Raw genomic sequence first — 26,838 nt, 5'->3', positions numbered from 1 at the left:
AGCGAATATCCGGATCTACCGCGATCCGCGTGCGCTGCGGTAAGGACGACTACCAGGTAAGCCTCGACGATCACGTCATCGCCGACGGCCTGCGGCGCGATGGAAGCTCGCGGTTTCCTCAGGGCCGGGCCAGCGGCGTGATCGCGATCCTGTCGATGATCGGGGCGTACGCGGACCGCAGCAGGATGCCCGGGAAGGTCTGGGACGCGTACGTCCGGCCGTCGAAGTTCGGTAGTTCCTCGCTGGAGAAGCTGATTGTGTTGGTGCCCCGGCGCAGGGACACCGGCACCGTCAGCTCCCAGAAGTTGTCGCGGTGGAAGCTGTGCGGGAAGTTCACCCGCTCCGCCGCGCCGCCGTTGATGGAGATGTCGGCGTGGCGTACCAGGGGGTCGGGGTTGTAGTGGGTGGCTTCGGCCTGTTCCGGGTTGGCGTAGCGGATGCGCAGCGCGTGGCGTTCCGTCCGGTCGGCGCGGACGGTGAAGGTCAGGGTGTTGCCGTTGCCGGGCGTGCCGCCGATCCGGTCCACCGCCGCGCCGCCGGAGGCCAGTGGGAGTGCGGTAACGGCCGCCGTGCCGGCCTTCGTCGCTGCCTCGGCTTCGTACGTCGCTGTGGGCAGCGTTGCCGGGGTCACCTCGATGCGGTCCAGGGTGGTCCGGCCGGTGACGGTCACCTTGTTGATGCCGCCGGAGAGGGCGACGGTCACGGCGTCTCGACCACCGGTCGTGCGCAGCACCTTGTGGCCGTTGACGGTGAGCTCGGCGCGGCCGGCGGTGTGGACGCGGATCGTCGAGGGGGCGTCGGTCGCTGAGTAGACCCAGAACGTCGCCGATCCGTCGCGCAGCCGCACCACGTCGCGGGTGCGTCCGTAGGCCGGCTCGCCTCGGGTCAGGTCGGCCCGTTCCGCCTCGTAGACCGCGGTTCGCGCGGCCGGGCCGGGCAGGCCCAGCTGGATGCGGTCGAGGATCGCGTCGCCCTTGGTCGCCCGGGTGCCGTCGAGGCTGCGGGCGGCCAGCGAGATGACGTGCCGGCCGGCGGTGAGGTCGAGCTTGGTGTCGGTGTGGTCCCAGACCGCCCACTTGTAGCCGAGCGGCAGGAAAAGCTCCTGCTCGTCCCGGCCGTCGACGCGCAGGAAGACGTTGGTCGGGCCCTGGTCGGCGACCAGCGGGTACGTGTTCAGCGAGTTCGCGAACACCCGCAGGTCGTAGCGGCCCGGCTCGGGGACGTCGACGGTGAAGTCGAGTACGCCGTCGGAGCCGGTCCGCAGGCCGCCCACGTCGTACCCGCCGGAGGTGTAGAACTTCGACACGTCGGCCGGCGAGCCCTCGGGGCCGTTCTTGCTGTAACCCGAGCCGGTGTACGTGGCGTCCTCGGCCTCGTAGTCGTGCTCCCAGCGGGTCGTGACCGGGGCCGCCGGTGAGGTGCCGGGGGTGAGCACGACCTCGTAGGCCGACGACTCGTCGAGTGCGGGCAGGCCGTCGGTGCCGAGGGGCAGCACGACCGTGCCGTTGCGGACGGTCAGGTTCCGCGCGGCGATCACCGGCGGCTGGGCCGAGTCGCCGAGCTGCCCGGTCCAGGCGATGCGGCGGAGCTCGGCGTGCACCGTACGGCCGAAGACCCGGGCGGGCACGTGGTCGAACTGGACCCAGGACTTGCCGCCGGCCCCGCCGAAGAGCAGCCGGGCCTGCTTCTTGCGCTCGTCCAGCGTGGCGACGCCCTGCAGCGTGTAGTTGCGGCCCGGGTACGGCGGGGTCACTCCCACGGTGTGCCCGGTCATCGCCCCGTACGCGTTGTAGAGCCACCACTGCCCGTTGCCCCGGTTGGCCTGCACGGCCGAGTCGGAGATGTTGCCGTCGATGTTCCAGTACGCAATGTCCGCGTCCACCTTGGACTCCTCGATGGCCGAGACCCACTGGATCATCTGGCCGGGCACCGAGGTGTGGTAGTTGAACGCGTACTCGTTGACGTTGATCGGCAGTTCCCGCCCGAGCACCTCCTTCTCCCAGGCGCGGTAGGTCGCGACGCTGGTGCGGACCGCCTCGGGGTGGCTCAGCTCGTGCCAGGTCATCACGTCGGGCACCGTGCCGGCCGTGACCGTGTGCCGCAGGAAGTCCTTGACCTGCGGGTACAGCACGCTGGTGTTGGGCCCGGCGATGCGTGCCGCCGGCAGCTTGTCCTTGATGAGGGCGTACACGTCGTCCCAGGCCCGGAAGTAGGCCGTCGGGTCGGTCAGCCAGCTGGTCCGGTCGTAGGACCACTCGCCGGTGCCGAACATGTTGCCCTCGGGCTCGTTGAACGGCACGAAGACGATGTTGTCCCGGTATTCCGGCGCCAGCGTCAGGACCTGGTCGACCTGGGTGGCGATCTTCTCTTTGTAGAGCGCGAGCTTCTCCGCGGGCGTGTCCCCCGGCCACTGGTACGGGAACCCGCGGTGGATGTCGGTCATGTAGATGTAGACGTCCCCGCCGGTGCTGTCGGCCAGCGGCTCGACCACTTCGAGCGCGTCCGCGCCGGGGTGCTGCGGGCCGTCCTGCGCCTTGGTCGAGACCGTGCGCAGCCGCATGCCCTCGATCAGGTTGTTGGTCGGCACGCCCTGCCCGTAGAGCCCGTAGAGCGAGCCGGACGCGCCGCCGTGGAAGGCGCCGGTGTCCTTGGCCAGGTCGACCACCAGCTGCCCCTCGCGGATGACGGTGACAGTCGCGGTGATCGCCCGGCCGGCGGCGGTGCCCCGCACGGTGAACGTGCCGGTGGTGGCGTAGGAGGCCGGGTCGACGGCAGACCACACGGTGGGGATCTGCCGGGGGTAGCCGTCGGAGAAGCCACCGAGCACGGTTGCCGGCAGCGCCGGGGCGGTGCCGACCGTGGTCCGCACGTCGAAGGTGGTCTGCGACAGCCCGGTGGCGGCCGGCAGCTCGGCGCCGTGGACCTCGGCCACCTGGGCCGCGGTCAGGGCCGCGCCGTACACTCGGAAGTCGTCGATCGCGCCGTCGTAGAGCGGGTCCGGGAAGAACGAGCGGCCGAGGTAGCCGGCGAAGGTCGTCGACGGCGTCAGCAGGTCCGAGGCGGCGGCGATCCCGCTCGGCGCGGAATCCACCGCCACGCCGTCCAGGTACGTGGTGAGCCGGTCCGCCCCCGTGTCGAGGGTGACGGTGAGGGTCTTCCACACCTGGGCCGGCACTGGCTTCGTACCGGTGATCGACGCCTCGCCGGCCCCCGGCACCAGCGCCGTCGTCCGCAGCAGCCCGCCGCCGTTGTACGGGGTGGTGAACAGGAACCGGGTCGTGTCCGTGCCGAGCGCGTAGATCCACTGCCACGGCGCGGTCGTGCCGTCCCACCGCACCCGGACGGAGACCGTCAGGTCGGTCCGACCCTCGAGGATCCGCCGGGGCAGCCGCACGTGGGCGCCGTCGGAGGTGGGCGCCCCGCCGGGCAGAGTCAGCGCGTCGCCGCCCCGGCCGTCGCCGGACAGCGCGGCGGTCGCCGGGTTGACCAGCGTGCCGTCCAGGCCGTTGCCGGACGTGTCGGCGATGCGGGCGCCGGCCAGGTCGGCACCGTCGAAGGTGTAGTGCACGACCGCCGCCGGCAGTGCTTCGGCGTCCGCGAGGGCCGCGCCCGGCACCGCCAGGCCGGTGAGCACCAGGACCACTGTCGCCAGTACCCCGGCACGGGATCTCCCGAGCTGCATCCGACCGCTCCCATCAACCGACCTCACTGTCGTGTGAACGGTACATTGACGAAACCGAATGCAAACGCTGATCGCCCCGGGCACCGTGCCGGCCCGGGGCGATCCGCTGCTCCTCGCCGCCGGTCAGCGGCTCCCGTTCGCCCGGGAACGCAGCATCCGGCGGACCAGGTCGGAGCGCTCCCGCAGCGTCTTGCCGACCACCGGGGCGACCCGCGTGGCCGCCTCCTCCGCACGGTCGAGGAACGCCTCGTCGACACCGAAGCGGGGGAACAGCCGGCCGGTGTAGGCCATGGCCAGGATCATGCCGCCCCGGTCCAGGCCGGGCAGCAGCTCCAGGTACTTCTCCGCGTACGGCGCCAGCAGCTCGTCCTGGCCGGGAACCCAGAACGCCGCGGCGACCGGACCGAACGAGCCGACCGGCACCGAACGGTCGACGGCCAGCGTCTGCCACACCGCCGCCTTCTCGCCCGGGTCCGGGGCGGCGGCCCGTACGGCCAGAGCACGCCGCTGCGCGTCCGGGTCCGGGTCCCGCTTGAGCAGGTCGTCGACCTCGCCGGCGGTCGGCCCGCCCAGTTCGGCCTTGCGCACCAGCGCGTGCCACCGCAGGTCCACGTCGTCACCGGCCTGCTCCTGCAGCCACGCCACGTCGTCCAGGTCGCCGGCCGACCGGGCGAACGCCCGCAGCGCCACCTGGCGGCGGCCGTCCTGGTCGGCCAGCTCGCGGCAGACGGCGGCGACCGCGGCGGTGAGCTCGGCCCGCTCGGCCTCCGGCGACCACGACTCCGCGATGGTGCCGGCCATCGTCAGATAGGGCTCGATCACCGCGTCCGAGGTCTCCACGCGCAGCACGTCCAGCACACAGCGCGCCGCCTCGCGGGCGGCGATCTCGCCCGCGATCAGCATGTCGTAGACCGTGGCCACGGCCACGCCGCGCGAGACGGCGGTCGGCAGGGCGGGCGCCGCGGCCAGCAGCCCGGCGGTGTCACCGGCGGCCGGCCGGGTCGTCGCGAACGTCAGGTCGTCGTCGTTGACCAGCAGGAAGTCGGCCCCGGCGGGCACCGCCACCGGCGTACGCGGACCCTGCACCTCGACCCGGACCAGCGCGGTCCGTGCCAGCCGGTCTCCGTCGCGGCGGTACGCACCCACGCCCACCACCTGCGGTCGCGGGTCGCCCGCGGGCCCGCGGCCCACCAGCACCACGTCGTCGCCGTCCGTCTCCAGGGTGAGCCGGTCGGTCCCGGCCGTCTCCAGCCAGCCGCGGCGCCAGGCGTTCAGGTCACGCCCACCGGCCGCGCCCAGCGCGTCGATCAGGTCCTGCAGGGTGGTGTTGCCCCAGGCGTGCTGCGCGAAGTAGGCGGTCATGCCGGCGGCGAAGTTGTCCTCGCCGACATAGGTCATGAGCTGCTGCAGGACCGAGGCACCCTTGGGGTAGGTGATCGCGTCGAAGATCGACGCCGCCTGCGCGACGTCGCGGATCGGCAGGCTGATCGGGTGTGAGGTCGGGCCCTGGTCGGCGACGTACGCGGTGAGCTTCTCCGCCGCGAGATGCGCCGCCCAGGCGTCCGTGTACGCCGTGGCGCTCACCGCGGCCCAGTGGCACGCGAACTCGGCGAACGCCTCGTTGAGCCAGAGGTCGTCCCACCAGCGCATGGTGACGATGTTGCCGAACCACATGTGCGCCATCTCGTGCAGCAGCACCCGGGCGAGCAGCCCTCGTTCGGCCGGCGTCGGCGTGCTGCGCCGCAGGAAGACGTCCGACCAGGTGACGCAGCCATAGTTCTCCATCGCCCCGCCGAACTCGGGCATGAACACCTGGTCGTAGGTGCGCTGCGGGAACGGCATCCCGAAGACCCGGCCGTAGAAGGCCAGGCCCTGGCTGGTCAGCGTGAACATCTCGTCGGCATCGCGGTCCAGCACCGCGGCGAGCGACCGCCGGGTGAACAGGCCCAGGTCACGGCCGTCGACCTCGCGCCGGATCTCGTACAGCGGGCCGGCGTTGATGACGGTGTTGTAGGGCGAGAGCGCCGGGGTGTCGGGGAACGTCCAGGTGCGGGCGTCGCCCAGCTCCCGCACCCGGGCGTTGCCGGAGCCGGAGTTGCTGGTCACGGTCCAGCCGGCCGGGGCGGTGACGGTGAACGCGTGCGGCGCCTTGAGATCGGGCTGGTCGAAGCACGCCCACACGTACCGGGCCTCGTCCGGCTCGAAGGACATCCAGACGTACACCTCGCCGTCGGCCGGGTCGACGGCCTTGTGCACGCCCTCACCCTCGGTGGTGTCGGCCTGCACGCTCTCCACCCGCAGGACGTTGCGGGCGGCGAGCCCGTCCAGCTCGATCCGGCCGTCGGCGGCGGGACCGAGCGGCCGGTCGTTGAGCGTGGCGCCCACCACCTCGGCGGCACAGTCGACGAAGGTCCGGGCGCCGGGCTCCCGGCAGGTGAAGGTCACCGTGGACACGGACCGCACGTGCGGCCCGGTCGGCAGGTCGGTCAGGTCGACGGCGATGTCGTACCGGTCGACCGAGAGCAGGGCGGCGCGGGTCTCGGCCTCGGTCTGGGTCAGGCTGCGGGTCGGCAATGGTCCTCCTCCAGGATCCCCCCGATGGTAGGAGCACCGCGCCGGTCGAGGGGATGCGGCAGGATCGGTCCGGTGGAGATACCGGAGCTGCGGCCGGGCAGCGAGTTCATCGGCACCGCGCGCGAGATCCTCGCCCACGAGCGGTCCCGCCTGGCGGATCGGCTGGGCGAGCACGAGCTGGCCCTGGTCGGCGGCAGTTCCGTGCCCGCCGCCCTGACCAAGGGCGACGTCGACCTGCACCTGCGGGTGCCCGCGGCGGGGTTCGGCCCGGCGGTCGCCGCCCTGCGGGAGATCTACGCGGTGGTGCATCCGGAGATCTGGCAGGAGTCGCTGGCGACGTTCGAGGTCCCGGACGCGCCGTTGCCGACCGGCGTCGCGGTGACGCCGGTCGGCTCCGAGCACGACACCCGGTTCCGCCGCGGGTGGCAGCTGCTCGCGGCGGATCCCGCCCTGGTCGACGCCTACAACGCCATGAAGCTGCGGCACCGGGACCGCCCCGAGGAGTACGAGCAGCGCAAGTCCGCCTTCTTCGACATGCTCATGGACCTTCGGTGACACGCTCGTTGAGCTTGGAGTGCCGGCGGCTGTAGCCGAAGTAGACGATCATGCCGATCACGAACCACACCGCGAAGCGCAGCCAGGTGGTCGGGGTGAGGAAAGTGATCAGCCAGAGGGAGAAGACCACGCCGAGCGCCGGGATGACCGGCATGCCGGGCAGCCGGAACGAGCGCGGCAGCTCCGGGCGCCGGTAGCGCAGCACGATCACCGCCACGCAGACGACGACGAAGGCCAGCAGGATGCCGATGTTGGTCAGCTCGGCCGCCTCCCGGATGGGCAGGAGCCCGGCGATGATCGCGGAGGCCACGCCGGCGATCCAGGTGACCCGGCTGGGCACCCGGCGCACCGGGTGCACCTTGGCGAACCAGGCCGGCAGCAGGCCGTCGCGGCTCATGGCGTACCAGACGCGGGTCACGCCGAGCATGAAGGTGAACATGACGGTGAGGATGCCGATGATCGCGCCGACCGCGATGACGTCGGCCAGCCCGGACAGCCCGACCGAGTCGAACGCGGTGGAGAAGCCGCTCTCCGGGTCGATCTCGCGGTAGTTCTGCATGCCGGTGAGCACCAGGGTGGCCAGCACGTACAGGACCATCGAGACGGCCAGCGAGTAGATGATCGCCTTGGGCAGGTGCTTCTTGGCGTCGCGGGACTCCTCGGCGGCCGTGCTCATCGCGTCGTAGCCGAAGACGGCGAAGAAGACCGTGGCGGCGCCGGTGATCGCGCCGCTGACGCCGAACGGGAAGAACGGCCGGTAGTTCTCGGACTTGATGTAGAAGAAACCGACCACGATGACCAGCAGCACCACGATCACCTTGAGCACGACCACGCCGGTCTCGAACCGGGCCGCCGCCTTGATCCCCCGGTTGAGCAGGAACGCGATCAGCAGGCACAGCACCACGGCGAACAGGTCGACCACGTGCCCGTCGCCGCTGCCGGGCGCCCCCAGCATCCAGGCCGGCAGGTCCACGCCGAGCTCGCCCATCAGGAAGGCGAAGTAGCCGGAGATGCCGATCGCCACCACCGCCACGATCGCTATGTACTCCAGCAGCAGGTCCCAGCCGATGAACCAGCCGACGATCTCGCCGAGCACGACGTAGCCGTACGTGTAGGCCGAGCCCGCCTTGGGGATCATGCCGGCGAACTCCGCGTACGACAGCGCGGCGGCGGCGCTGGCGATGCCCGCTATCAGGAACGAGATCAGCACGGCGGGCCCGGCTGTCTCGTTCGCCACCGCGCCGGCCAGCGCGAAGATGCCGGCGCCGATGATGCCGCCGACCCCGATGGCGGTCAGCTGCCACAGTCCGAGCGTGCGGGACAGGCCGGTCTCCCGGTCGTCCTCGATCTCCTCGACCGGCTTGCGGCGGAAGATTCCCGATCCGCGGCCGAACTCCGGTGTCGCTGTCATGGCCACCTCCTCGTGGAGTACGCCACGGCGTCCCCCCGATGGGCCGCCACTGAAACCGGAGTACCACGTCGCCGATCAAAAAGCATCCACGGGAGTAGATGTCATTCGGCGCGGACGTGGTCGATGTGGACGACTCCCCCGGTGTTGAGGAAGATCCACACCACCCGGATCTGGCTGACGTCGAGGGTGACGCCGGAGGGGCACTCGATGTCGTCGAAGGACTCGGTGACCGTCCGGCTGGAGTGCGGGTTCGTCCACGCCCAGCGTCCGGCCTGGCACCACGTCATGGCGTCACCGACCTGCACGGCGATCTCGCCGACGCTGCCCACGTCCTCGGTCCGCATGTCGAACGCGAGCCCGGACCGCCCGCTCAGGTCCAGCGACGCGGGCACCGGGGCACCGAACCAGTTGCCCGGCACCGGGGTCTCGACCCGCAGGCCGGAGGTCCCGTCGGTGTGGAACGTGGGCGACTGCGTCACGGCGCCCCCGGTGCCGGGGTTGGCGATGGTGAAGCCGTCGGTGCCGTCCTCGAAGGAGAAGATGGTCTGCCGCAGCGGCAGCACCGGGTCGCCGGGGCCGGCGTCACCACAGGTCAGCACCGGATCCGCCCAGTCGGTACGGGTGCCGGCCGTCCCGCTGGTGACCAGGCGCAGCCACCGGACGCCGGTGAGGTCCGCGTCCAGCGTCACCGGTGCCGCCCCGGAGCTCACCGGACCGCTGGTGGCCGCCACGGTGTCGTCGGCGTAGACGGTGAAGGTCGCCGGGTCGGACGCGGGCGCCTCGTCGTCGACGCCGGCCTGGGTGACGAGCCGGGTGCAGTCGCCACCGAGGTAATAGACGATCTCGCTCGGTGCCGCGGTGCCGATGCCCCGATTGAAGTAGCGCCCGCCGATGGTGATCAGGTTGCCGTCACCGATCCCGGCGCCGCCGTTGCTCTGGTCGAGTTCGACCGGGCCCAGGCCGTTCGCGGTGGAGTAGGCCAGGACCTTGCTCAGCGCGCGCCGGCCCGCTGGCGGAGGGGTCACGACCGTGGCGACGAGCACGCTGGAGGTCGTGGTGGTCCGCCGGCCCCACCGGTAGTGGGCGGTCACCGTGAGCGGATGGTCGCCCGCGGCGGTGTCGTCCGGGGCCCGTACCGTCCAGGTGGTCTTCAGGGCCTGGTCGGTGCCCAGCCGCGGGCGCCGGTCCGCGCCGGTCGGCGCGACCACCCAGCCGGCCGGCGCCTCGACGGTGACGCGGACGCGCTGCAGGGGCTGGGCGCCCCGGTCGGTCACCGTGGTCGTGAGCGCGGCGGTGGAGTCCGCACCCGGGACGACCGTCGGCAGCGTGGCGTCCACGGTCACGGCCGGCGGGACGCTCTCGTGGCTCTGCCGGGCCCGGACGCGGTAGACGACGGTGCCGTGCGCGGGGACCGCCGCCTCGATGGTGGTGGCGGCCTCGGCGGTCCGGCCGGTCCACACGTCCTTCAGCCGGTATCCGCGGGCCGGGTCCAGCCCGGTGTCGGCGGCCGCGACACCCACGGTGGCGAGGTGGTCGGTCGAGTTGTACAGCGCGATCGCGTGGTCGCCGCCGGCCAGCGGCTTGTCCAGCACCATCAGCCCGTCGCGGTCGGACACCACCGTGGCCTGCCGGCCGAGCGGGTCCTGGTCGATGGCGATGATGTCGCGGTTGCCGAGGATGGCCAGGGTCTGCGCCGAGGCGGTCCGCAGGTCGGTGCCGATGATCAGCGGTGCGGCCATCATCGCCCAGGTGCTCATGTGGGTGCGGTACTCGGTGTCGGTCATGCCGCCGTTGCCGATCTCCAGCATGTCGGGGTCGTTCCAGTGCCCCGGACCCGCGTACGGGTACAGCGGCGCGTTCTGCGCGATGATCGAACGCAGGCTCTCCCAGTTGTCGCTGATGTCCCCGGTGGTACGCCACAGGTCACCCACGCCCCGGGCCCACTCCCACGGCCGCGACGAGCCCCACTCGCAGATGGAGTAGACGATCGGCCGGCCCGCCTGGTCGAGGGCCTGGCGCATCGCGGTGTACCGCCGGATGTAGTCGGCCTGCGAGCCGTCGGACTGGTTGTTGCAGTTGTCGTACTTGAGGTAGTCGACGCCCCACTCGGCCCAGGTGCGCGCGTCCAGCTCCTCGTGCCCGAGGCTGCCGGGATAGCCGGCACAGGTCAGCGTGCCGGCGTCGCCGTAGATGCCGAGCTTGAGGCCCTTGCCGTGGATATAGTCGGCAATCCCGGCTATCCCGTTCGGGAACTTAACCGGATCAGGTACCAGTCGGCCGTCCGCGTCCCGGGATTTCTGTGACCAGCAGTCGTCGATGTTGACGTACTCGTACCCAGCCGCGGCGAGGCCGGAGGCGACCATCTTGTCGGCGGTCTCCCGGATCAGCTCCTCGTCGACCTCGCAACCGAAAGCGTTCCAGTCGTTGAAACCCATGGGAGGAGTGGGAACCAGCGTGGCGGCGCGTGAATCCGCCGAGGCCGAGGCCGCCGGGGCGGTCGCGACCACACCGGCGGGAGCGGCCAGGACCAGCACCGCGGCGAGGGTACGCAGGGAGCGGAACCGGCTGTGCATGGCGACCTCCAGGGTTTCCACCGACACCACGCACGGTAGGCCCATAGAGCGATGAACGTCAATGAAACTGAACCGGTCAAGCGTCCTCAGCGACGCCCGACCGCCAATAGCCGCCGAAGTAATGCGCCCGGGCGTCGAGGCCCCGATCGCCCACGAGGTGGCGGCGCAGCGCACGCACCATCGCGGTCTCACCCGCCACCCACGCGTACGGCTTGCCCGTGGGCAGCTCCGCGTCTCGTACCGCCTCGGCCGGCGCGACGCCGGTCAGCCAGGTGATCTGCACGTCGGCGGCGGGCGTGGCCAGCTCTCGGATGTCCTGCGGCGACGGCACCTGGACGAACACCCGCGCGCACGCGCCGGCGTCCAGCTGCTCGAGGATGGAGGCGATGGCCGGCAGCGCGGTCGCGTCCCCCACCAGCAGTTGCCAGTCCGCGTCGCCGGGCGCGTACGGGCGGGCCTGGGCGCCGTCGTCCTCGGCGGTGGCCGCGATGATGCCCAGCAGATCCCCGGGCCGGGCCGCCGAGGCCCACGCCGAGGCCGGTCCGGTGTCGCCGTGCAGGATGAACTCGACGTCGACCCGGCCACTGCGCGGATCCTGCGACCGCACGGTGTACGTGCGCATGACCGGGCGCACCTCCGCCGGCATGGCCTGATACGAGCCGTACCAGTCGTCGGCCGCCGGCAGCACCGGCGCCGGCTGGCCGTCCCGGGCGAACAGCAGCTTGATGCGCTGGTCGGCGCCGCTGTAGGCGAGGCGGGACAGCTCCGGCCCGTCGAACGTGACGGCCACGGCGTGCGGGCTGAGCGGGCGGACGGCCACGACTTCGGCCAGGAGGACAGCGGGCATGAGCAGCCTTTCGTCAGGGGGTCCGGCTTTCCTTCAAGATCGTAGTTAGGCTAGCCTAACCTTATGACGAGCACCCCACCGTCCGCCGTGCTGGCGGGCGCCGCGCTCACCCTCGCCTACGACAGCCGGACGGTGGTGCACGACGCGGGCCTCGAGCTGCGCGCCGGCACGGTGGTCGCCCTGGTCGGGCCGAACGGCTCCGGCAAGTCGACGCTGCTGCGCTGCCTGGCCCGCCTGCACAAGCCCGACCGCGGCACGGTCCGGCTCGACGCCGGGCAGGACGCCCTCGCTCTGCGGCCCCGCGACTTCGCCCGCCGCGTCACGCTGCTCACCCAGTCCCACCCCACCCCCGGCGGCGTCCTGGTGCGCGATGTGGTCGCCTACGGGCGGCACCCGTACCGGGGTCGCTTCGGTGCCGGGGACGCCGACGGGCCGGACATCGTCGCGCGGGCCATGGGCCTGACCGGCGTCGCGGCCATGGCCGACCGCCCGGTGGACGAGCTGTCCGGCGGCGAGCTGCAGCGGGTCTGGCTGGCCACCTGCCTGGCCCAGGACACCGGCGTGGTCCTGCTCGACGAGCCCACCACGTTCCTCGACCTGCGCTACCAGGTGGAGATCCTCGACATCGTCCGCGAGCTCGCCGACGACCACGGCGTCGCCGTCGGCGTCGTGCTGCACGACCTCGACCAGGCCGCCGCCGTCGCCGACCACGTCGTGCTGCTGCACGGCGGCGTGGTCCGGGCGGCCGGACGCCCGGCCGAGGTGCTCACCACGGAACTGCTCACCGACGTCTACGGCCTGCGCATCGACGTGCACGTCGACGAGGCCGGACGGGTCCGCACCCAGCCCGTCGGCCGGCACACCCACCGCCCCGCCCGCCCGACCTGACCGACCATTCCACCCGATCAGAAGGACAACCATGCCCGCCATCCGCGCACTCGCCGTCGCGATGACCGCCCTTTTCCTCGCCGCCTGCGGCACCACGGAGGACGCCGTCGACGCCGCCGGCAGCCCCGGCCCGGCCACCTCGTCGGGTCCGGTGGACCTCACCGACGAGCGGGGGCCGGTGCACCTCGACGCGGCCGCCCGCAGCATCGTGTCGCTGGAGTGGGGCCTGTCGGAGAACCTCGTCGCCCTGGGCGTCAAGCCGATCGGCCAGGCCGACGTCAAGGGCTACAACAACTACAACACCGTCGCGCCGATCGACGCGTCGACGCCTGACGTCGGCACCCGCGGTGAGCCGAGCCTGGACGCCATCGCCGCGCTGCGCCCGGACCTGGTGGTCACCACGACCGACCTGCCGGAGAACGTCATCGCGCAGATCGCCAAGCAGGCACCCGTGCTCACCCTGCGCGGCTCCGACGGGACCGACCCGATCGGCTACATGCGGCGTACCGTGACCGTGCTGGCCCAGGCCACCGGCACCCAGGCCAGGGGCGCGCAGCTGCTGCAGGAGTTCGACGCGTACGTCGCCGCAGGCAAGGCGAAGCTCGCGCAAGCCGGCAAGGCCGGTGCGCCGTTCACCATGGCCGACGGCTGGATCGACTCGGGCACCGTGTCCCTGCGGCTGTTCACGCCGACGTCCTTCTTCGGCGGGGTCGCCGCCGAGCTCGGGCTCAAGAACCAGTGGACCACCGGCGGTGACAAGGACTACGGCCTCGCGCAGACCGACATCGAGGGCCTGACGAAGATCAAGGACCCGGCCACCTCCTTCGTGTACGTGGCCAACAAGGCCGACGGCGGTGACGAGTTCGTCGCCGCGCTCACCGGCAACGCCGTGTGGAAGCAGCTGCCCTTCGTCAAGGAGAGCAACCTGCACCGCCTCCCGGACGGCATCTGGATGTTCGGCGGGCCGCCGTCCGCCCAGGCCTACATCGACGCGCTCATCACCGCGCTGACCGGCGCCTGACCGGTTACGCCGTGACCGACACGACGCACGCGCCGTCCTCCCCCGCGGTCACCACCGCACCGGAGGGCGGCGCGCCCGCCCGCTCCCGGCTCCGCGCGGCCGGCGTCTTCGCCCTCGCCGGCGCGCTGCTGCTCGTGCTGTCCACTGTGCACCTCACCCAGGGCACTGCCGAGCTGAGCATCGGGGAGCTCCTGCGCGCCGTGCTGCCCTGGGCGCACGAGGACGGCACCCGCGGCGAGGCCGTGGCTGTGCTGCTCGCCAGCCGGATCCCCCGGCTGCTGGCGGCACTGCTCGCCGGCGTGGCGATCGGGATGGCCGGCGCCACGCTGCAGTCGGTGGCCCGCAACCCGCTCGCGGCCCCGGACACGCTCGGCGTCAACGCGGGCGCGTACGTGTCGGTGGTGGCGGTCGCGGCGTTCGGCGTCTCGCTGCCGTTCGTGGTCAGCGGACTGGTCGCGTTCCTCGGCGGTCTCGCCGCGGCGGGGCTGGTCCTGCTCGTGTCGCGCGGCGGGGCCGGCGGGCCCGCGCGGCTGGTCCTGGCCGGATCCGCGATCGCGCTCGCCCTCAACGCGCTCACCTCGGTGCTGCTCATGCTGTTCCAGCAGAACACCGTCGGCCTGTTCGCCTGGGGCAGCGGCACCACCGTGCAGTCGGGCGCGCACCAGGTCACCACGGCTGCGCCGGTCGTGGCGGCCGGGGTGCTGGGCACGCTGCTGCTGGCGCACCGCCTCGACGTGCTCGGGCTCGGCGACGACCCGGCCCGGGTGCTGGGCGTCGACGTGCGCCGTACCCGGCTTTTCGCGGTCCTGCTGGCGGTGCTGCTCGCGGCGATCGCCGTGACTGTCACCGGGCCGATCGGCTTCGTCGGCCTGTCCGCGCCGGTGATCGCCCGCCTGGTGGCCCGCCGGGTGCCGGGTCTGGGCCGGCACCTGCTGCTGCTCCCCCTGGCGGCGACGGTCGGCGCCCTGGTCATCGTGGCCGCCGACGTGCTCATCCGGGCCTTCGTCGCCGCGGACGTGGCCATCTCCGTGCCGACCGGCGTCGTGACCACGCTGGCCGGAGCGGTGCTGCTGGTCTGGCTGGCCCGGCGGCTGCGCGACGGCGGACCGGCCGCCACGCAGGCCCGTGGCGCCCACGGCACCGTGCGGTCGCGGCGCTGGGTCATCGGCGTCAGCACCGTGCTCGGGGTCGCGCTGGTCGCCGCGGCCGTCGGCGCACTGCTGCTCGGTGACCGGCTGGTGCTGCTCGGCGACGTCATGAACTGGTGGCGCGGCACCGCAGGCCGCGAGGTGTCCTTCGTGCTCGACCAGCGCTGGCCGCGGGCCGGCGCGGCGCTGCTCGGCGGCGCGGCCCTGGCCCTCGCGGGCACGGTCGTGCAGGCGGTGTGCCGCAACCCGCTGGCCGAGCCGAGTCTGCTCGGCGTCACCCCGGGCGCGAGCGTCGGCGCCATCGTCGTCGTGCTCGTGCTGCCCGGCATCGGCGTCTGGCCGATCATGGGCGCCGCGACGGTGGCCGCGCTGGCCACGTTCGCCCTGGTCTACCGGCTCGCGGCCGGGCGCGGGCCGTCGTCGGACCGGATCGTGCTGATCGGCGTCGGGGTGAGTGCGGGCGCCGCGGCGATCACCACGCTGGTGGTCGTGCTCGTGTCCCCCTGGAACGTCAACCTGGCCCTGATGTGGCTCGCCGGCTCCACCTACGGCCGCGACGCCGACCAGCTCCTGCCGGCGGCGCTGGCGCTGCTGGTGGCCCTGCCGCTGGCGCTGTCCGCGGCCCGGACGCTCGACCTGGTCGCGCTCGACGAGGACGTGCCGCGAGTGCTCGGCATCCCGCTGAGCCGGGCCCGGCCGGCCTACCTGACTCTCGCGGCCGTCCTCACCGCGGCCGCGGCGTGCGCGGTCGGGGCGCTGGCGTTCGTCGGTCTCGTCGCGCCGCACGCCGCCCGGGCGCTGGTCGGGGCCCGGCACTCCCGGGTGCTGCCGGTGGCGGTGCTGCTCGGTGCGCTGCTGGTGAGCGTGGCCGACACGCTGGGCCGTACCGTGATCGCCCCGGCGCAACTGGCCGCCGGTCTGGTCACCGCCCTGATCGGCGCGCCGTACTTCGTCTGGTTGCTCTGGCGGAGCCGCTGAGATCCGCCCCGAACCGGTCGCCCGCGCGTGCAACCCCGCCGTGCGCGCATCCGTCTGGGGGGTGCGACTCGATCGCCTGTGCGGACCGGCCCGGTCCGCGCAGCCATTCCCTCCAGGAGTGACCTCACCATGGATCTGCACCCCCAGTCCGACCCCGCCGGTACGGCGCCGCGCCACCGCCGCACCGCGCTGGCCGTCGGCGGTTCCGCCTTCGCCGTCGCCGCGATCGTGGCCGCGTTCTCCTTCGCCGGCGGCGGTACGGGCCCCGCCGGGCAGGCGCAGCAGCCCGCCGGCCGGCCCGCCGTCGCCGCCGCGGCCACCCAGCTCGTGTCCTACACCGGCAAGCAGCCCAAGGGTTTCAGCCTGGACAAGGTGCCGGACGGCTGGTTCGTGCAGGCCGACGACGCCTCCAGCATCGTGCTCGCGCCCCGCAGTGCGGCCGGCGGGCCGAAGGTCGACCCGTCCACCAACCCGCTGCAGGACCCGCGCAGCTTCGTCGGCAAGATCGCCGTGATGCTGCAGTCCAAGGACCAGAAGGGGGCGCCCGCGGGCGAGGCCGTCAAGGTCGGTGACCGCAAGGGTGTGCTGGTCAAGGGGACGGACAACACCGACGGCCGGACGCTGTGGGTGGAGCAGCCCTCGGGCACATACCTGCTGATCCAGTTCTGGGACGGCATCGGGCTGAGCCAGGACGCCATGGTCGACTTCGGCGCCGGTGTCCACGTGGAGAAGGGTGCCCAGCAGGGCGTCGGCTGATCCTGACGCCGGCCGCGGCGGCCGGGGCAGGTGGCCGCATCCGGCCACCGGCCCCGGGGGCGGCCGGCCCGGCCCTAGCGTTCCCGGTGCCGCCCGAGCGGGCGGAAGAACGTCCGGGGAGGCCGCCATGCACCGCTACTACCTCTCGGCACTGCGCCGGTACGCCGACTACCGGGGCCGGGCCCCCCGCATCGAGTACTGGATGTTCGTGCTCGTGCACGCCGTCATCGTGGTCGCGCTGGCGACGCTGAGCGTGGCGGTCGCCGACTGGCTCATGTACGTCCTGATCGTCTACTACTTCGCCACGGTCGTGCCGGTGACCGCCCTGGTGGCGCGGCGCCTGCACGACGTCGGCTACTCCGGCTGGCTGCAACTGATCAACCTGCTGCCTTTCGGCTTCATCGTGTTGCTGGTCTTCCTGGTCCTGCCCGGTGAGCCCGGGCCGAACCGCCACGGGCCCGCCCCGGCCGACCGCCGCCTGTCCGCGGTGCCGGTGTGATCCGGGGACGCGCCCTGACGCTGCTCGTGCCGGCCGTCCTTCTCGCCTCGTCGGCCTGCGCCGACGGCGACGCCGGGCCGGCTCCCACCCCTTCCGGTTCGAGCGCCGCGACCAGTGCGCCGCCGTCTTCGGCACCGCCGGCCACCGTCACAGCGGCCGACGGCGACGACGCGAGCGCCTGCGAGGACGGCAGGTGCCAGATCCTCGTGAAGAAACAGAGCGACTTCGCCCTGGACGGCAAGTTCTCCTGCGAGGGCATGCTGCTCACCTTCACCGCGCCGAACGAGCTGCAGATCGACGTCGCTGTTCGGGACGGCGACGATCTGCACGCGACCATCACCGGCACGGGGAACCTCGCGCTCGCCTACGGGCTCACCGTCACCGTGCAGCAGACCGGCCCGGCCGGCGCGGTGGTGAAGGTCGCACCGGCCAAGAACGACCCCGGCAACCACAAAGGCACCGGTACGCAGGGATTCTCCCTGTACTCCGGCGACGGCACCTGATCGGCCGCGGGCGCCGCACCGCTCTACGATGCGGTCAGGCACCCGGGCGGCGGGCACGGACGGCGGCGAAGAGGACACGACGATGACGACCGATCCCGCCGACGGCGAGCTGGTGCCGCTGGGCGACGGCACGGTGGGCAACGTGCTGGCCGGTGTGGACAGTGCCACCGGCGAGGCCTTCGCGGTGAAGGTGCTGCCGGGGCCGCTCGACCGGCGTACCCGGGCCGGTCTCGACGCCGAGCTGCACGCGCTGGCCGGGCCGGCCGAGCGCGCGCCGATCCTGCTCGCGCGCGGGGTGGTCGAGCTCGGCGACGGCCGCCACGGGCTGCGGATGGAACTGTGCAGCCAGTCCCTGCCCGAACTCGTCGCCGCGTTCGGGCCGCTGTCCGTCGCCGACTCGGTGGCGCTGGGCATCGCCCTGGCCGATGCCCTGACGGCCGCGCACGAGGCCGGGGTCGTGCACGGCTCGGTGACGCCGGGCAACGTGCTGTTCCGCGCCGACGGTGAGCCGGTCCTGGCCGACTTCGGGACGACTCTGCGCCGCGCCTTCCCGGCCGGCCCCGCCTCGAGCCCGGAGTTCCGGGCGCCGGAGACCGTGCGCGACGGCACGGTCGACGAGCGCTCGGACCTCTACGGACTCGGCGCGGTGCTGCACCTGGCCCTCACCGGGAGTCCCCCGTCCGACGCGCCGCAGCGGGACGATCTGCCGTCCGCCTTCGGCCAAGTGGTCGGCGCCCTGCTCGCCGAGAACCCGGCCGACCGGCCCGCGGGGGCGGCCGCCGTCGCCGGGAGACTCCGCGCGGTCGCCGCAGCCGGGGACGGGACGGTAACGCCGCAGCCGGCCGGCGGGCCGATCGCGCCGCAGCCGGCCGGTGGGCCGCTTCTGGTCTTCGGCCCGCGCAGACGCTCGCGCCTGCGGGCGGCCCGGGGCCCGGCGGTCGTGCTGGCCCTGGTCGCCGTCGCGGCGTTGCTGTTCCGGCTGAACCAGCCCGACGACCTCGACATACCGGCGGCACCGGGTGTCGCGCCGGCCGCGGCCCCGGAGCCCAGCCGGCCCGCCGTGCGGCTGGAGCTGGCCGACCTCACCGACCGCGGCGACGTGATCGACCTGGCCTGGCGCAGCAGCGAGCCGCTGTCCTTCGCGATCCTGCTGGCCGGCGAGGACGGCTCCACCCGTACGTTCCTCGCGCAGCGCGCCACCAGCTACTCCGTGCCGGTCGATCCGGTGGCGAAGTACTGCTTGCTGGTGCAGGGCACGAACGGGGTGGACATCTACAGCACCGCACCGGAGCCGATCCGCGGCGCTGTCTGCAAGCAGTGAGGGTCAGCCCGGTCGGCGCAGGCCCCGGTGGTCGAGCAGCGCCCGCAACCAGCGGCGCCGGCCGGTACGCGCGAGCCCACGCCGTACCGCGCGGACGATCGACCAGGCCTGCGCCGCGTGCTGGTCGACGGGTGCCGCCCCCGACCACAGAGCCTGGTCCACGAGCACGCCGAGGCGGCGGATCTCGGCGACAGTGCCCGCGTCGGTGATCGCTGCCGCGGCGGTGCCGAGGTCGCGGACCGTCATGCCGGTGGACACCGGGACGCCGTACGCCCGCAGCCTGTCCCGGACCTCCTCCCACGCGCCGACGACCGCCGAGGGGCCCGGCCGCCGCCGGCGTCGCCACGAGCGCACACCCCAGGCCAGCGGCACCGCGAGCGGCCAGCCGACCAGCGGCACCACCGGCAGGGCGAGCAGCGCCAGCCAGGGCATGCTGCGCTCGCCGGAAGCCGCCGGTCCGGCCGGGGCAGCCAAGGGCGGGTCCCGCAGGTCACCGGGGGCGGGCAAGGTCTGGCGGGCGCGCTCGGCCAGCCCGGCGAGCCCGTTGCCGGCCGCGGCACCGGACTCCGCGGCACCGCCGGTCGGATCCAGCGGCACCCAGCCGACGTCCCGGACGGCGACCTCGGGCCAGACCAGCGCGTCGCCGTTGCGGACGGTGACGAAGCCGTCCGGGTCGGCCTGCGCGGGCATCCGGTAGCCGACCACCAGCCGGGCCGGGATGCCGAGGATCCGGGCCAGCGCCACGTACGCCGCGGCGAACTGCTCGCTCGTGCCGCGCCGGGTGGTGAGCAGGAAGTCGGTGAGCTGCGGCCAGGCGTGCCCGGCCGGCAGCTCCCGACCGATCGCGACGTCGTGGTTGGCCCGGAACCACTCCTCCAGGGCCACGGCGGTGGCGAAGGAGGGCCGGTTGCCGTGCACCGCCGCGCCGGCCAGCGCCTCCACCTGCGGCGGGACCGTGCCGATCCCGTGCAGTCCGCCGGGGGCGTCCGGGTCGATCGCGGCCTCGGCCAGGCTGCCGGCGTCGGAGCGGGGCTGCCACCAGCTCAGGTCGTACCGCACGCCGCCCGCTGTGCCGGGCAGCAGCAGCGTGCCCTGGTGCTCGGCCACCAGCGGCTCGACACCCTCGGCGCGCGCCGGCCAGGTCTGGCTCGGCAGCCACGGTCCCTCACCCGCGGCGAGCTCGATCGTGGCCGTACGCTCGACGGCCGGCACGGTCACCGCCGGACCCGGCGGCAGGGTCGCGCCCAGGCGCCGGAACCGGCCGGCCGGGGTCCAGTTGACCCCGTCGAAGTCCTCGAGCACCACCACCGGCCACCGGTCCACGTCGGTCGCGTCCCGGACCCGGAACACCGGCCGCGACGGGTCGCCGAGCCGTCCGGTGACCTCGTCCAGCGGGCTGGTCAGCCCGGCGTCGGGCAGCGGCGCGGCCTGGTCGCGGGCCAGCGAGTACCGGGCCGGGCCGCTCGGGAGCACGAGCGCCGCGGCGACGGCGGCCACCACCGCTGTCACCGCTGCCGGGACGACGCGCACCGCCGGGCCGTCGAACAGCAGGGTGGCGCCGAGCGCGGCGTAGGCCAGAGCGGCGAGCGTCGCCGGACCGGGCGCGGGACTGAAATACAGCTGGCTCAGCGCGACCACGGTCAGGCTGGGCAGCAGGGCCGGCAACGGGCTCCGCAGCCGGTGCAGCAACTCGGCGCCGAGCACCGCGGCCAGCACCACCAGCAGCGGCACGAACAGCAGCAGCGCCGGGTCCGGCCGGGCCGGCCACGTCGATTGCAGGACCAGCCGCCAGGAGTCGCCGGCGCCGTCCACCAGCGCCCGCAGCGTCGCGCCGGTCGGCAGGCCCGCGGCCGTGGTGCGCCACAGCACCGTCTCCACGACCGCGAGCACGCCGGCCAGCAGGGCCAGCACGGGACGCCAGTCCACGACGGAGAACCGGCCGCAGGCGAGCACCGCCAGCAGGACCGCTGCCGCCGGGACGCCGACCGGGACGAGCAGCGCGGCGACGCCGAACACGGGGGCGAACAGCATCCCGGCGAAGGCGGCGGCGAGCACCACGCAGACCATACGGACGGTCACCCGAGTGCCTCGTTCCACAGCCGTACGGCCTCGTCGGCGGTCCGGGCCCGCAGCACGCGCGCGCCCGGCACCTCGACCGGGCCACCCAGGGCGATGACGTGGACCCGGGTGAACCGCCGCAGCAGCGTGGCCGCCGGCACCAGTGGTGGTCCGTCGCCGCAGACCACGACGAGGTTGCCACCCCGGTCCGGGGGCAACCGGGCGGTCCTGTCGTCCTGGGTGGCCTCGCTCAGCGCGTCGAGCAGGGCACCGGCGGAGCCGGCCGTGCCGTCGACCACGGTCCGGTGGCCCGAGGAGGTGAGCAGGCAGGTGTGCTGCCCGGCGGCGACCGAGGCGCTGAGCAGGGACGCGGCCGTCTCGACCAGCTCCTCGAAACTGTCGGCGGTGGCCGCGGCGGCCCGGGTGTCCAGCAGGACGGTGAACCGGCTGCGTTGCGGGTCGGCGAGGTCACGGACCATCAGCTGCCCGGTGCGGGCGGTGGCCTTCCAGTGCAGCAGGCGTACCTCGTCGCCCGGCACGTACTCGCGCACGTCGTTGAGCTCGGCCGACCCGCGCAGCGCACTGTCGGTGACCGTGCCCTCGTGAAGGTGGCGCCGCCGGCCGCCGGACAGCGCCCGGGCCGGGAGCCGGCGAGGATGCACCCACAACGTCGTCGTCTCCCCCGTCGGCACGCTGCTGCGGGCGAGCCCGAACGCGTCCCGGCGTTCCAGGCTGAGCGGTCCGATCGTCCACTTTCCCCGTACGTCCGTGGGCAGCTCGTAGTGCTGCACAGTCTCGCCCCCGGGCGGCAGACCGCGCACCTGCACCGTACGGATGACCGGCCCGGCCGGATCGGCGGCGGTGAAGGCCGGCTGCCGGCGGGCGCCCGGGTTGGCGACCAGCAGCCGGGCCTGCGCCGGACGTCCCCTGGTCACCCGGCTCGGGTACACCGAGCGCCGGACGGTGATCCGCAGCGTGCGCCCGGTGCCGAGGACAGCCGCCGACACCGCGCCGAGCAGGATCACCCCGAGCACCCCGGCCAGCGGAAACCGGCCCCACCAGCCGGCGGCGAGCAGCGGGACCGCGGCGACGAGGACGGCGTACCCGCGGCGGGTCACCCGCATGGTCAGCCGCCCGCGCGCGCCATCGGTGCGGCGGTCGAGGCGAGGGCGTCGTCGATGATCTCCTCGGGTCCGCCCAGGCTCAGCTCCGCCTCCGGGGTGAGCACCAGGCGGTGGGTCAGCACCGGCACCGCCACGTCCTTGATGTCGTCGGGGGTGACGAAGCCGCGGCCCTCGATGGCGGCCAGCGCCTGCGCCGCACGGACCAGGGCGATGCTGCCGCGCACGCTGGCGCCGTACCGCACGGCCGGGTGCTCGCGGGTCGCCGCGGCGAGCCGGACCGCGTATCCGGCCACGCCGGTGTCGACGTGCAGACCGCGGACCGCTTCGACGGCGGCGCTGAGGATGTCGGTGTCGACCACCGAGGACAGGTCGTCGGCGGAACGCCCGGCGGTGTTGCCGAGCACCACGTCGACCTCGTCGTCATGCTCGGGGTAGCCCACGGTCAGGCGCATCAGGAACCGGTCGAGCTGCGCCTCGGGCAGGCGGTAGGTGCCCTCCATCTCGATCGGGTTCTGGGTGGCGATGACCAGGAACGGCCGGGGCACCCGGTGGGTCTCGGCGTCCACGGTGACCCGGCCCTCGGCCATCACCTCGAGCAGGGCCGACTGGGTCTTCGGGGTGCCCCGGTTGATCTCGTCGGCGATGACGACGTTGGCGAAGACGCCGCCCGGGTGGAAGGTGAAGCGCTCGTCCTTCTGGTGGTAGACGCTCACCCCGGTGATGTCGCTGGGCAGCAGGTCCGGGGTGAACTGGATGCGGCTCCACCGTCCGCCGATGCTGCGGGCCAGGCAGCGCGCCAGGGTGGTCTTGCCGAGCCCCGGCACGTCCTCGATCAGCAGGTGCCCCTCGGCCAGCAGCCCGGCGACGGCCAGCCGGACCAGCTCGGGCTTGCCCCGCACGACCTGCTCCACGTTGCGCATGACGAGCCCGGCGACCCGCGCCGCTGCCGCGGGGTTCACCCGGCGGTCCAGACCAGACGGTTGGACTCCATGCCGTCCACGATCACCCAGACCTCCTGGCCCACACCGTTGAACGGGAACCGGTGCCGGGCGGTGAGGTTGCCCAGCGAGTCGGTGGTCAGCCGGGCGCCCGTGTTGAAGTGCCCCCAGTCGGAGGCCCACGGATCGATGTCGTAGGCCGTGTTCGGCTCGAAGCCGCGCATCGTGACCTTGACGAACGCGCACTCCGGCGGATTGCAGCCGTGGTCGTACGTGGTGGGGTCCCCGCGCGAGACGACCAGCGAGCGCTCCGGCGCGGGCTCCGGGACGATGGCCGACACGGTGGCGGCGGGCCCGCGACCGGCGGCGTTCTCGGCCGCGACGGTGATCCGGTACGACATGCCGGCGGTGATGCCGGTCAGCGTGGCCGAACGGCTGCTCCCGGAGCGCGTCGTCGACTCGCTCCCGCCGCCGGCAGGCCCCCAGGACACCCGGTAGCCGCTGACCGCGGCGCCGTTGCCGGCCGCGGCACCCCAGCTGACCACGATGTTCGTGCCGGTGACGCCGGCCCGGACCCGCGGCGGCATGCCGGGCGGACTGGCCGGCACCGCCTTGCGCGTGGACGGGGGCCCGGTGTCCGAGGTGCGCGGCACCGTGCCGGCCCCGACGGCGGGCGGACTGCCGATCGTGGCCGGGCTACCGGTGGTGGACGGGTTGTCAGGGGTGGACGGCGGGCCCGCCGGGCGCGTCGGCGTTCCCGGCCGGCCGGGCTGCGTCGCCGGTCTGGTGTCGGCCGGGGTGCCCGGGCCGCCCGGCGTTGCCCCGTCGCCCGGCGTGCTCCCTCCTCCGGCCGGGGGCACCGCGCGGGCCCGGCCCCGGTCGTCGACGACCAGCACCTGCCGGCCCTCGCCGCCCTCGACGTAGACCCGGTCGTCCTGGCCGAGGCTCAGCCGGGGGTCACCGCTCTCCGGCGGCACGTCGGTCACACTCTGGCGGCGGCCGTCCCGGTCGTACGTCAGCACCGAGCCGTGCTCGCGGTCGAGCAGCACCACTGATGACCGCCCGGCGGCCGGCACGGAGTAGCTTCCCGCGGGCAGCTCGACCGGGACAGGTGCGGCGGCCGGGCGCCCGGAGCCGACGGTGCTCGCGTCGATCAGGTGCAGCTTGTGCTGCTGCGGATCGAGCACGGCGAGGCGCCCGTGGACATCGGCGGCGGCGATGCCCGCGCCGGCCGGCAGGTCCACGCCGGCCGGGGTGGACCGGCCCAGCCCGTCGCCGGTCACCGGGGTGAGCGTGTTCGTGTCGGTGTCGACGAACACGGCCCGGCTGCCCACCACGGTCATCGCCCCGGCGTGTCCCGGCGGCGCCGCGGCCGGGCAGGACAGCAGATCGGCGCCGGGCCGCAGCAGGCAGAGCGCGTTGGTGCCGGTGCGGTGCAGCCACAGCGTGCCGTCGGGCGTGACGGCCGGCTCGCCGAGGGGCTCCCCGGCCTTGATGGTCCGGGGCTCGGTGCCGAGCCGGACCACCGTGCCGGTCTCGCGATAGACCAGGTACGGCCCGCCCTTGCCCTCCACGGCGACGGGCCGTTCCCCGGCCGGTGGCGTGAGGGTCTGCTCGACCGCCAGGGTGGACTTGCCGAACTCGAGGATCTCCGTGCTGCCGACCACGTAGCCGGTCGTGTCGCCCTGCACGACCTGGCTGCCCGGCTCCAGGCCGTCGATCCGGGCCCGGGCGTCGACCGAGTGCGCCGAGCCGTTGACGTGGTAGATCAGGTCCTCGGCCGGGTTGGCGAACCAGTGGCCGGCCTGCGCGAAGCGGACCCCCGGCGGGGCCGAGGCGGCACCGGACACCGCCGCCGTCACGGCCACCAGCGAGGTGCCGACGACCAGCACGAGGGGCAGCCGGCCCCGGCGGCCCGAGCGCAGCGCCCGTTCGGTCCGGGCAGCAAAACGACGCACATCCCCCATGGCGGTCACGCCGAAAGCATAGAAGGTCGTGTACATGATCGGTCCACGGCGGATACACCGGTGTCAGTCGGCGGCCGGTAACTCCAGCTCGAAGATGGCGCCGCCCTCCACGGCGTTGTAGACCCGCAGCGTGCCGCCGTGCGCCTGGGCGACCCAGCGCACGATGGACAGTCCGAGCCCGCTGGAGCCGCCGGAGCTCTTGAACCGTTCGAAGCTCTCCTCGGCCAGGGCCGCGTCGATGCCGGGACCGTGGTCGGCCACCGTCACCCGTCCGCCGGCCACGGTGATGTGCACGATCGCCGGCTGGCCCGGTACGCGGCCGTGCCGCAGGGCGTTGTCGAGCAGGTTGTCGATCGCCCGGCGGACCAGGTCGGCGTCGGCGCTGACCTTGGTGGGCGCGGTGGTCACGGTGATGTCGGCCCCGTCGTCCACTGTCTCCTCGACCACGGTGCTGACCAGCTGGTCGAGCCACAGTGGCTGGATCGTCAGCGTCTCCACCCCGGCGGCCAGCCGGGCCCGGATCAGCACACCGTCGATGATGCTGCCCATCCGCCGGGCCAGGTCGACCGTGCGCGGCAGCAGCTCGGTGCGCTGGGCCGGCTGGAGCAGGGCGGTCTCGGCGAGCGCCCGCAGCGCGGCGACAGGTGTCCGCAGGTCGTGCGCGGTGTCGGCGAGCAGCACTTCCTGCTGTTCCAGGGCGGCGGTCGCGGGCCGGACCGCCCGGACGGTGAGCAGGTAGCCCGCCGCGGCGACCGCGGCCAGGAACAGCACCGAGCCGCCGAGCACGGCGAGCACGAAATCCCGGTGGGCGGCCCGGACCTCGGCCGGATCGATCAGGGCGACCACGGCGCCGACGTACTGGCCGTCGGTGTTGCGGAACGGCTCGGCCCGTACCCGCATCAGCTCGCCGGTGGAGTCCGGGACGTAGCCGGTCTGCTCGCGCCCGGAGGCGACGGCCCGCGCGGCCAGCACGGACTTCGTGCCGGCGTCCACCGTCACGCACGGCTGGCGGCTGAAGTGGCCGGTGAACTGCTCGTTCGGGCCGGGCAGGACGGCGAACTCGGGGCAGCCGGTGTCCACCTCGTCGCGGCTGATCCGCGCGGTGACGATCGTCCCGTCGTACGAGATCAGCCGGGTGACCGCCGTGGTGACCCGGATCAGCTGCGCGTCCAGTTCCGCCTCGCCGCGCCGGGTGTCGGCCCCGATCAGCAGCCAGGTCGCCAGGATCAGCCCGGCCGCGGTGATCGCGGTCAGCCAGCCGGCCAGCCACCAGGGCAGCCGGCGCAGCCGGTCCAGCGCCGAGCCGGTCATGAGGCCAGCCGGTAGCCACGCCCGCGCACGGTGTGGATCAGCTCCGGTTCGCGCAGCTTGCCGCGTAACCGGCGGACGACCACGTCGACCACGTTGGACATGGGGTCGGTGCTGCTGTCCCAGCAGTGCTCGATCAGCTCGCCGCGGGCGACCGCCTGCTCCGGCCGGGTCAGCAGGTATTCCAGCACCGCGAACTCCTTGGCCGTGAGCCCGAGCAGCACCCCGGCCCGGCGCACCTGGCGGCGGGCGCAGTCCATCTCCAGGTCGCCGTGGCGCAGCACCGACGGCCGGCCGGTGCCCGCGCGCCGGCACAGGGTCAGCACCCGGGCGGTCATCTCGGCCACGGAGAACGGTTTGACCAGGTAGTCGTCGCCACCGTGCTCGAACCCGGCCACGATGTCGGCCAGGCTGTCGCGGGCGGTCAGCAGCAGCACGGGCACGGCCCAGCCCTGCTGGCGGCGCCCGTGCACATAGTGGATCGCGTCCCCGTCGGGCAGCATCCGGTCGAACACCACGCAGTCGAAGTCTCCACCGGTCAGGGCGGCGTCCGCGGCGGCGAGGTCGGCCGCCTGCGTGACGGCCAGCCCGGCCCCGGCCAGCTCGGTACGCACCGCGAACCGCAGGTTGTCGTCGTCCTCCACCACCAGCACCCGCACTGTGGCCTCCCCCGCCCGCTCGTGTCAT

Annotated in this window: 19 protein-coding genes; 8 read left to right on the top strand and 11 right to left on the bottom strand. The window is 73.6% G+C overall.

Going from position 1 to position 26,838, the window contains the following annotated elements; translation table 11 throughout:
* Positions 1–118 precede the first annotated feature (118 nt).
* Complete coding sequence (locus ACQP2Y_RS19420; protein WP_433730189.1) at positions 119–3,682, bottom strand: LamG-like jellyroll fold domain-containing protein; 3,564 nt, start codon at positions 3,680–3,682, stop codon at positions 119–121.
* Positions 3,683–3,805: 123 nt separating this feature from the next.
* On the bottom strand, positions 3,806–6,256 hold the full coding sequence (pepN, locus tag ACQP2Y_RS19415) for an aminopeptidase N (protein WP_433730187.1): 2,451 nt from the start codon (positions 6,254–6,256) through the stop codon (positions 3,806–3,808).
* A gap of 72 nt (positions 6,257–6,328) precedes the next feature.
* Here pepN and ACQP2Y_RS19410 point away from each other — a divergent pair, with 72 nt between their 5' ends.
* On the top strand, positions 6,329–6,811 hold the full coding sequence (locus ACQP2Y_RS19410) for a GrpB family protein (protein ID WP_433730185.1): 483 nt from the start codon (positions 6,329–6,331) through the stop codon (positions 6,809–6,811).
* Here ACQP2Y_RS19410 and ACQP2Y_RS19405 read toward each other — a convergent pair.
* The 3 genes from ACQP2Y_RS19405 to ACQP2Y_RS19395 all read right to left on the bottom strand — a co-directional run bounded on the left by ACQP2Y_RS19405 (position 6,795) and on the right by ACQP2Y_RS19395 (position 11,642).
* On the bottom strand, positions 6,795–8,222 hold the full coding sequence (locus ACQP2Y_RS19405; RefSeq protein WP_433730183.1) for an amino acid permease: 1,428 nt from the start codon (positions 8,220–8,222) through the stop codon (positions 6,795–6,797). The genes ACQP2Y_RS19410 and ACQP2Y_RS19405 overlap by 17 nt on opposite strands.
* A gap of 101 nt (positions 8,223–8,323) precedes the next feature.
* Positions 8,324–10,822: an NPCBM/NEW2 domain-containing protein gene (locus ACQP2Y_RS19400; protein WP_433730181.1), complete on the bottom strand. Its 2,499-nt coding sequence runs from the start codon at positions 10,820–10,822 to the stop codon at positions 8,324–8,326.
* Positions 10,823–10,871: 49 nt separating this feature from the next.
* Entirely contained in the window at positions 10,872–11,642 is a 771-nt protein-coding gene (locus ACQP2Y_RS19395; RefSeq protein ID WP_433730179.1) for a siderophore-interacting protein, read from the bottom strand.
* A gap of 63 nt (positions 11,643–11,705) precedes the next feature.
* On the opposite strand from ACQP2Y_RS19395, the gene ACQP2Y_RS19390 reads away from it, so the two are divergent.
* The 7 genes from ACQP2Y_RS19390 to ACQP2Y_RS19360 all read left to right on the top strand — a co-directional run bounded on the left by ACQP2Y_RS19390 (position 11,706) and on the right by ACQP2Y_RS19360 (position 18,756).
* On the top strand, positions 11,706–12,530 hold the full coding sequence (locus ACQP2Y_RS19390) for an ABC transporter ATP-binding protein (RefSeq protein ID WP_433730177.1): 825 nt from the start codon (positions 11,706–11,708) through the stop codon (positions 12,528–12,530).
* Between the two features lie 31 nt (positions 12,531–12,561).
* Positions 12,562–13,551, top strand: a complete 990-nt coding sequence (locus ACQP2Y_RS19385) for an ABC transporter substrate-binding protein (RefSeq protein ID WP_433730175.1) — start codon at positions 12,562–12,564, stop codon at positions 13,549–13,551.
* An 11-nt stretch (positions 13,552–13,562) separates the two neighbouring features.
* Positions 13,563–15,677, top strand: coding sequence for an iron ABC transporter permease (locus tag ACQP2Y_RS19380; RefSeq protein WP_433730173.1), 2,115 nt, complete (start codon positions 13,563–13,565; stop codon positions 15,675–15,677).
* 129 nt (positions 15,678–15,806) lie between these two features.
* The gene (locus ACQP2Y_RS19375; RefSeq protein WP_433730171.1) at positions 15,807–16,433 is read left to right on the top strand and encodes a hypothetical protein; all 627 of its coding nucleotides are present in this window, start codon (positions 15,807–15,809) and stop codon (positions 16,431–16,433) included.
* Between the two features lie 127 nt (positions 16,434–16,560).
* A complete protein-coding gene (locus ACQP2Y_RS19370; protein ID WP_433730169.1) occupies positions 16,561–16,932 on the top strand; it encodes a DUF805 domain-containing protein in 372 nt (123 codons plus the stop codon).
* Positions 16,929–17,435 carry a hypothetical protein gene (locus tag ACQP2Y_RS19365; protein ID WP_433730167.1) on the top strand — a complete coding sequence of 169 codons (507 nt, stop codon included), beginning with the start codon at positions 16,929–16,931 and terminating at the stop codon, positions 17,433–17,435. Before ACQP2Y_RS19370 ends, ACQP2Y_RS19365 begins: the two co-directional genes overlap by 4 nt.
* An 82-nt stretch (positions 17,436–17,517) precedes the next feature.
* The gene (locus ACQP2Y_RS19360; protein WP_433730165.1) at positions 17,518–18,756 is read left to right on the top strand and encodes a protein kinase domain-containing protein; all 1,239 of its coding nucleotides are present in this window, start codon (positions 17,518–17,520) and stop codon (positions 18,754–18,756) included.
* 3 nt (positions 18,757–18,759) lie between these two features.
* Here the strand turns inward: ACQP2Y_RS19360 and ACQP2Y_RS19355 are convergent, their stop codons facing one another.
* The 6 genes from ACQP2Y_RS19355 to ACQP2Y_RS19330 form a co-directional block, all read right to left on the bottom strand.
* On the bottom strand, positions 18,760–20,835 hold the full coding sequence (locus ACQP2Y_RS19355; RefSeq protein WP_433730163.1) for a transglutaminaseTgpA domain-containing protein: 2,076 nt from the start codon (positions 20,833–20,835) through the stop codon (positions 18,760–18,762).
* Positions 20,832–21,938: a DUF58 domain-containing protein gene (locus ACQP2Y_RS19350; protein ID WP_433730161.1), complete on the bottom strand. Its 1,107-nt coding sequence runs from the start codon at positions 21,936–21,938 to the stop codon at positions 20,832–20,834. The genes ACQP2Y_RS19355 and ACQP2Y_RS19350 overlap by 4 nt, the downstream gene beginning before the upstream one ends.
* Positions 21,939–21,940: 2 nt before the next feature.
* Positions 21,941–22,858 (bottom strand): AAA family ATPase, encoded by a 918-nt coding sequence (locus ACQP2Y_RS19345; protein WP_433731997.1) that lies wholly within the window; start codon positions 22,856–22,858, stop codon positions 21,941–21,943.
* Between the two features lie 35 nt (positions 22,859–22,893).
* Entirely contained in the window at positions 22,894–24,843 is a 1,950-nt protein-coding gene (locus ACQP2Y_RS19340; protein WP_433731995.1) for a fibronectin type III domain-containing protein, read from the bottom strand.
* A gap of 63 nt (positions 24,844–24,906) precedes the next feature.
* Positions 24,907–26,154 (bottom strand): sensor histidine kinase, encoded by a 1,248-nt coding sequence (locus ACQP2Y_RS19335; RefSeq protein ID WP_433730159.1) that lies wholly within the window; start codon positions 26,152–26,154, stop codon positions 24,907–24,909.
* Positions 26,151–26,810, bottom strand: a complete 660-nt coding sequence (locus ACQP2Y_RS19330; protein WP_360832323.1) for a response regulator transcription factor — start codon at positions 26,808–26,810, stop codon at positions 26,151–26,153. The genes ACQP2Y_RS19335 and ACQP2Y_RS19330 overlap by 4 nt, the downstream gene beginning before the upstream one ends.
* Positions 26,811–26,838: the final 28 nt, after the last annotated feature.

Source organism: Actinoplanes sp. CA-051413, from assembly GCF_050955795.1.
Classification (GTDB): domain Bacteria; phylum Actinomycetota; class Actinomycetes; order Mycobacteriales; family Micromonosporaceae; genus Actinoplanes.
This window is presented reverse-complemented; position numbering and strand designations above follow the sequence as displayed.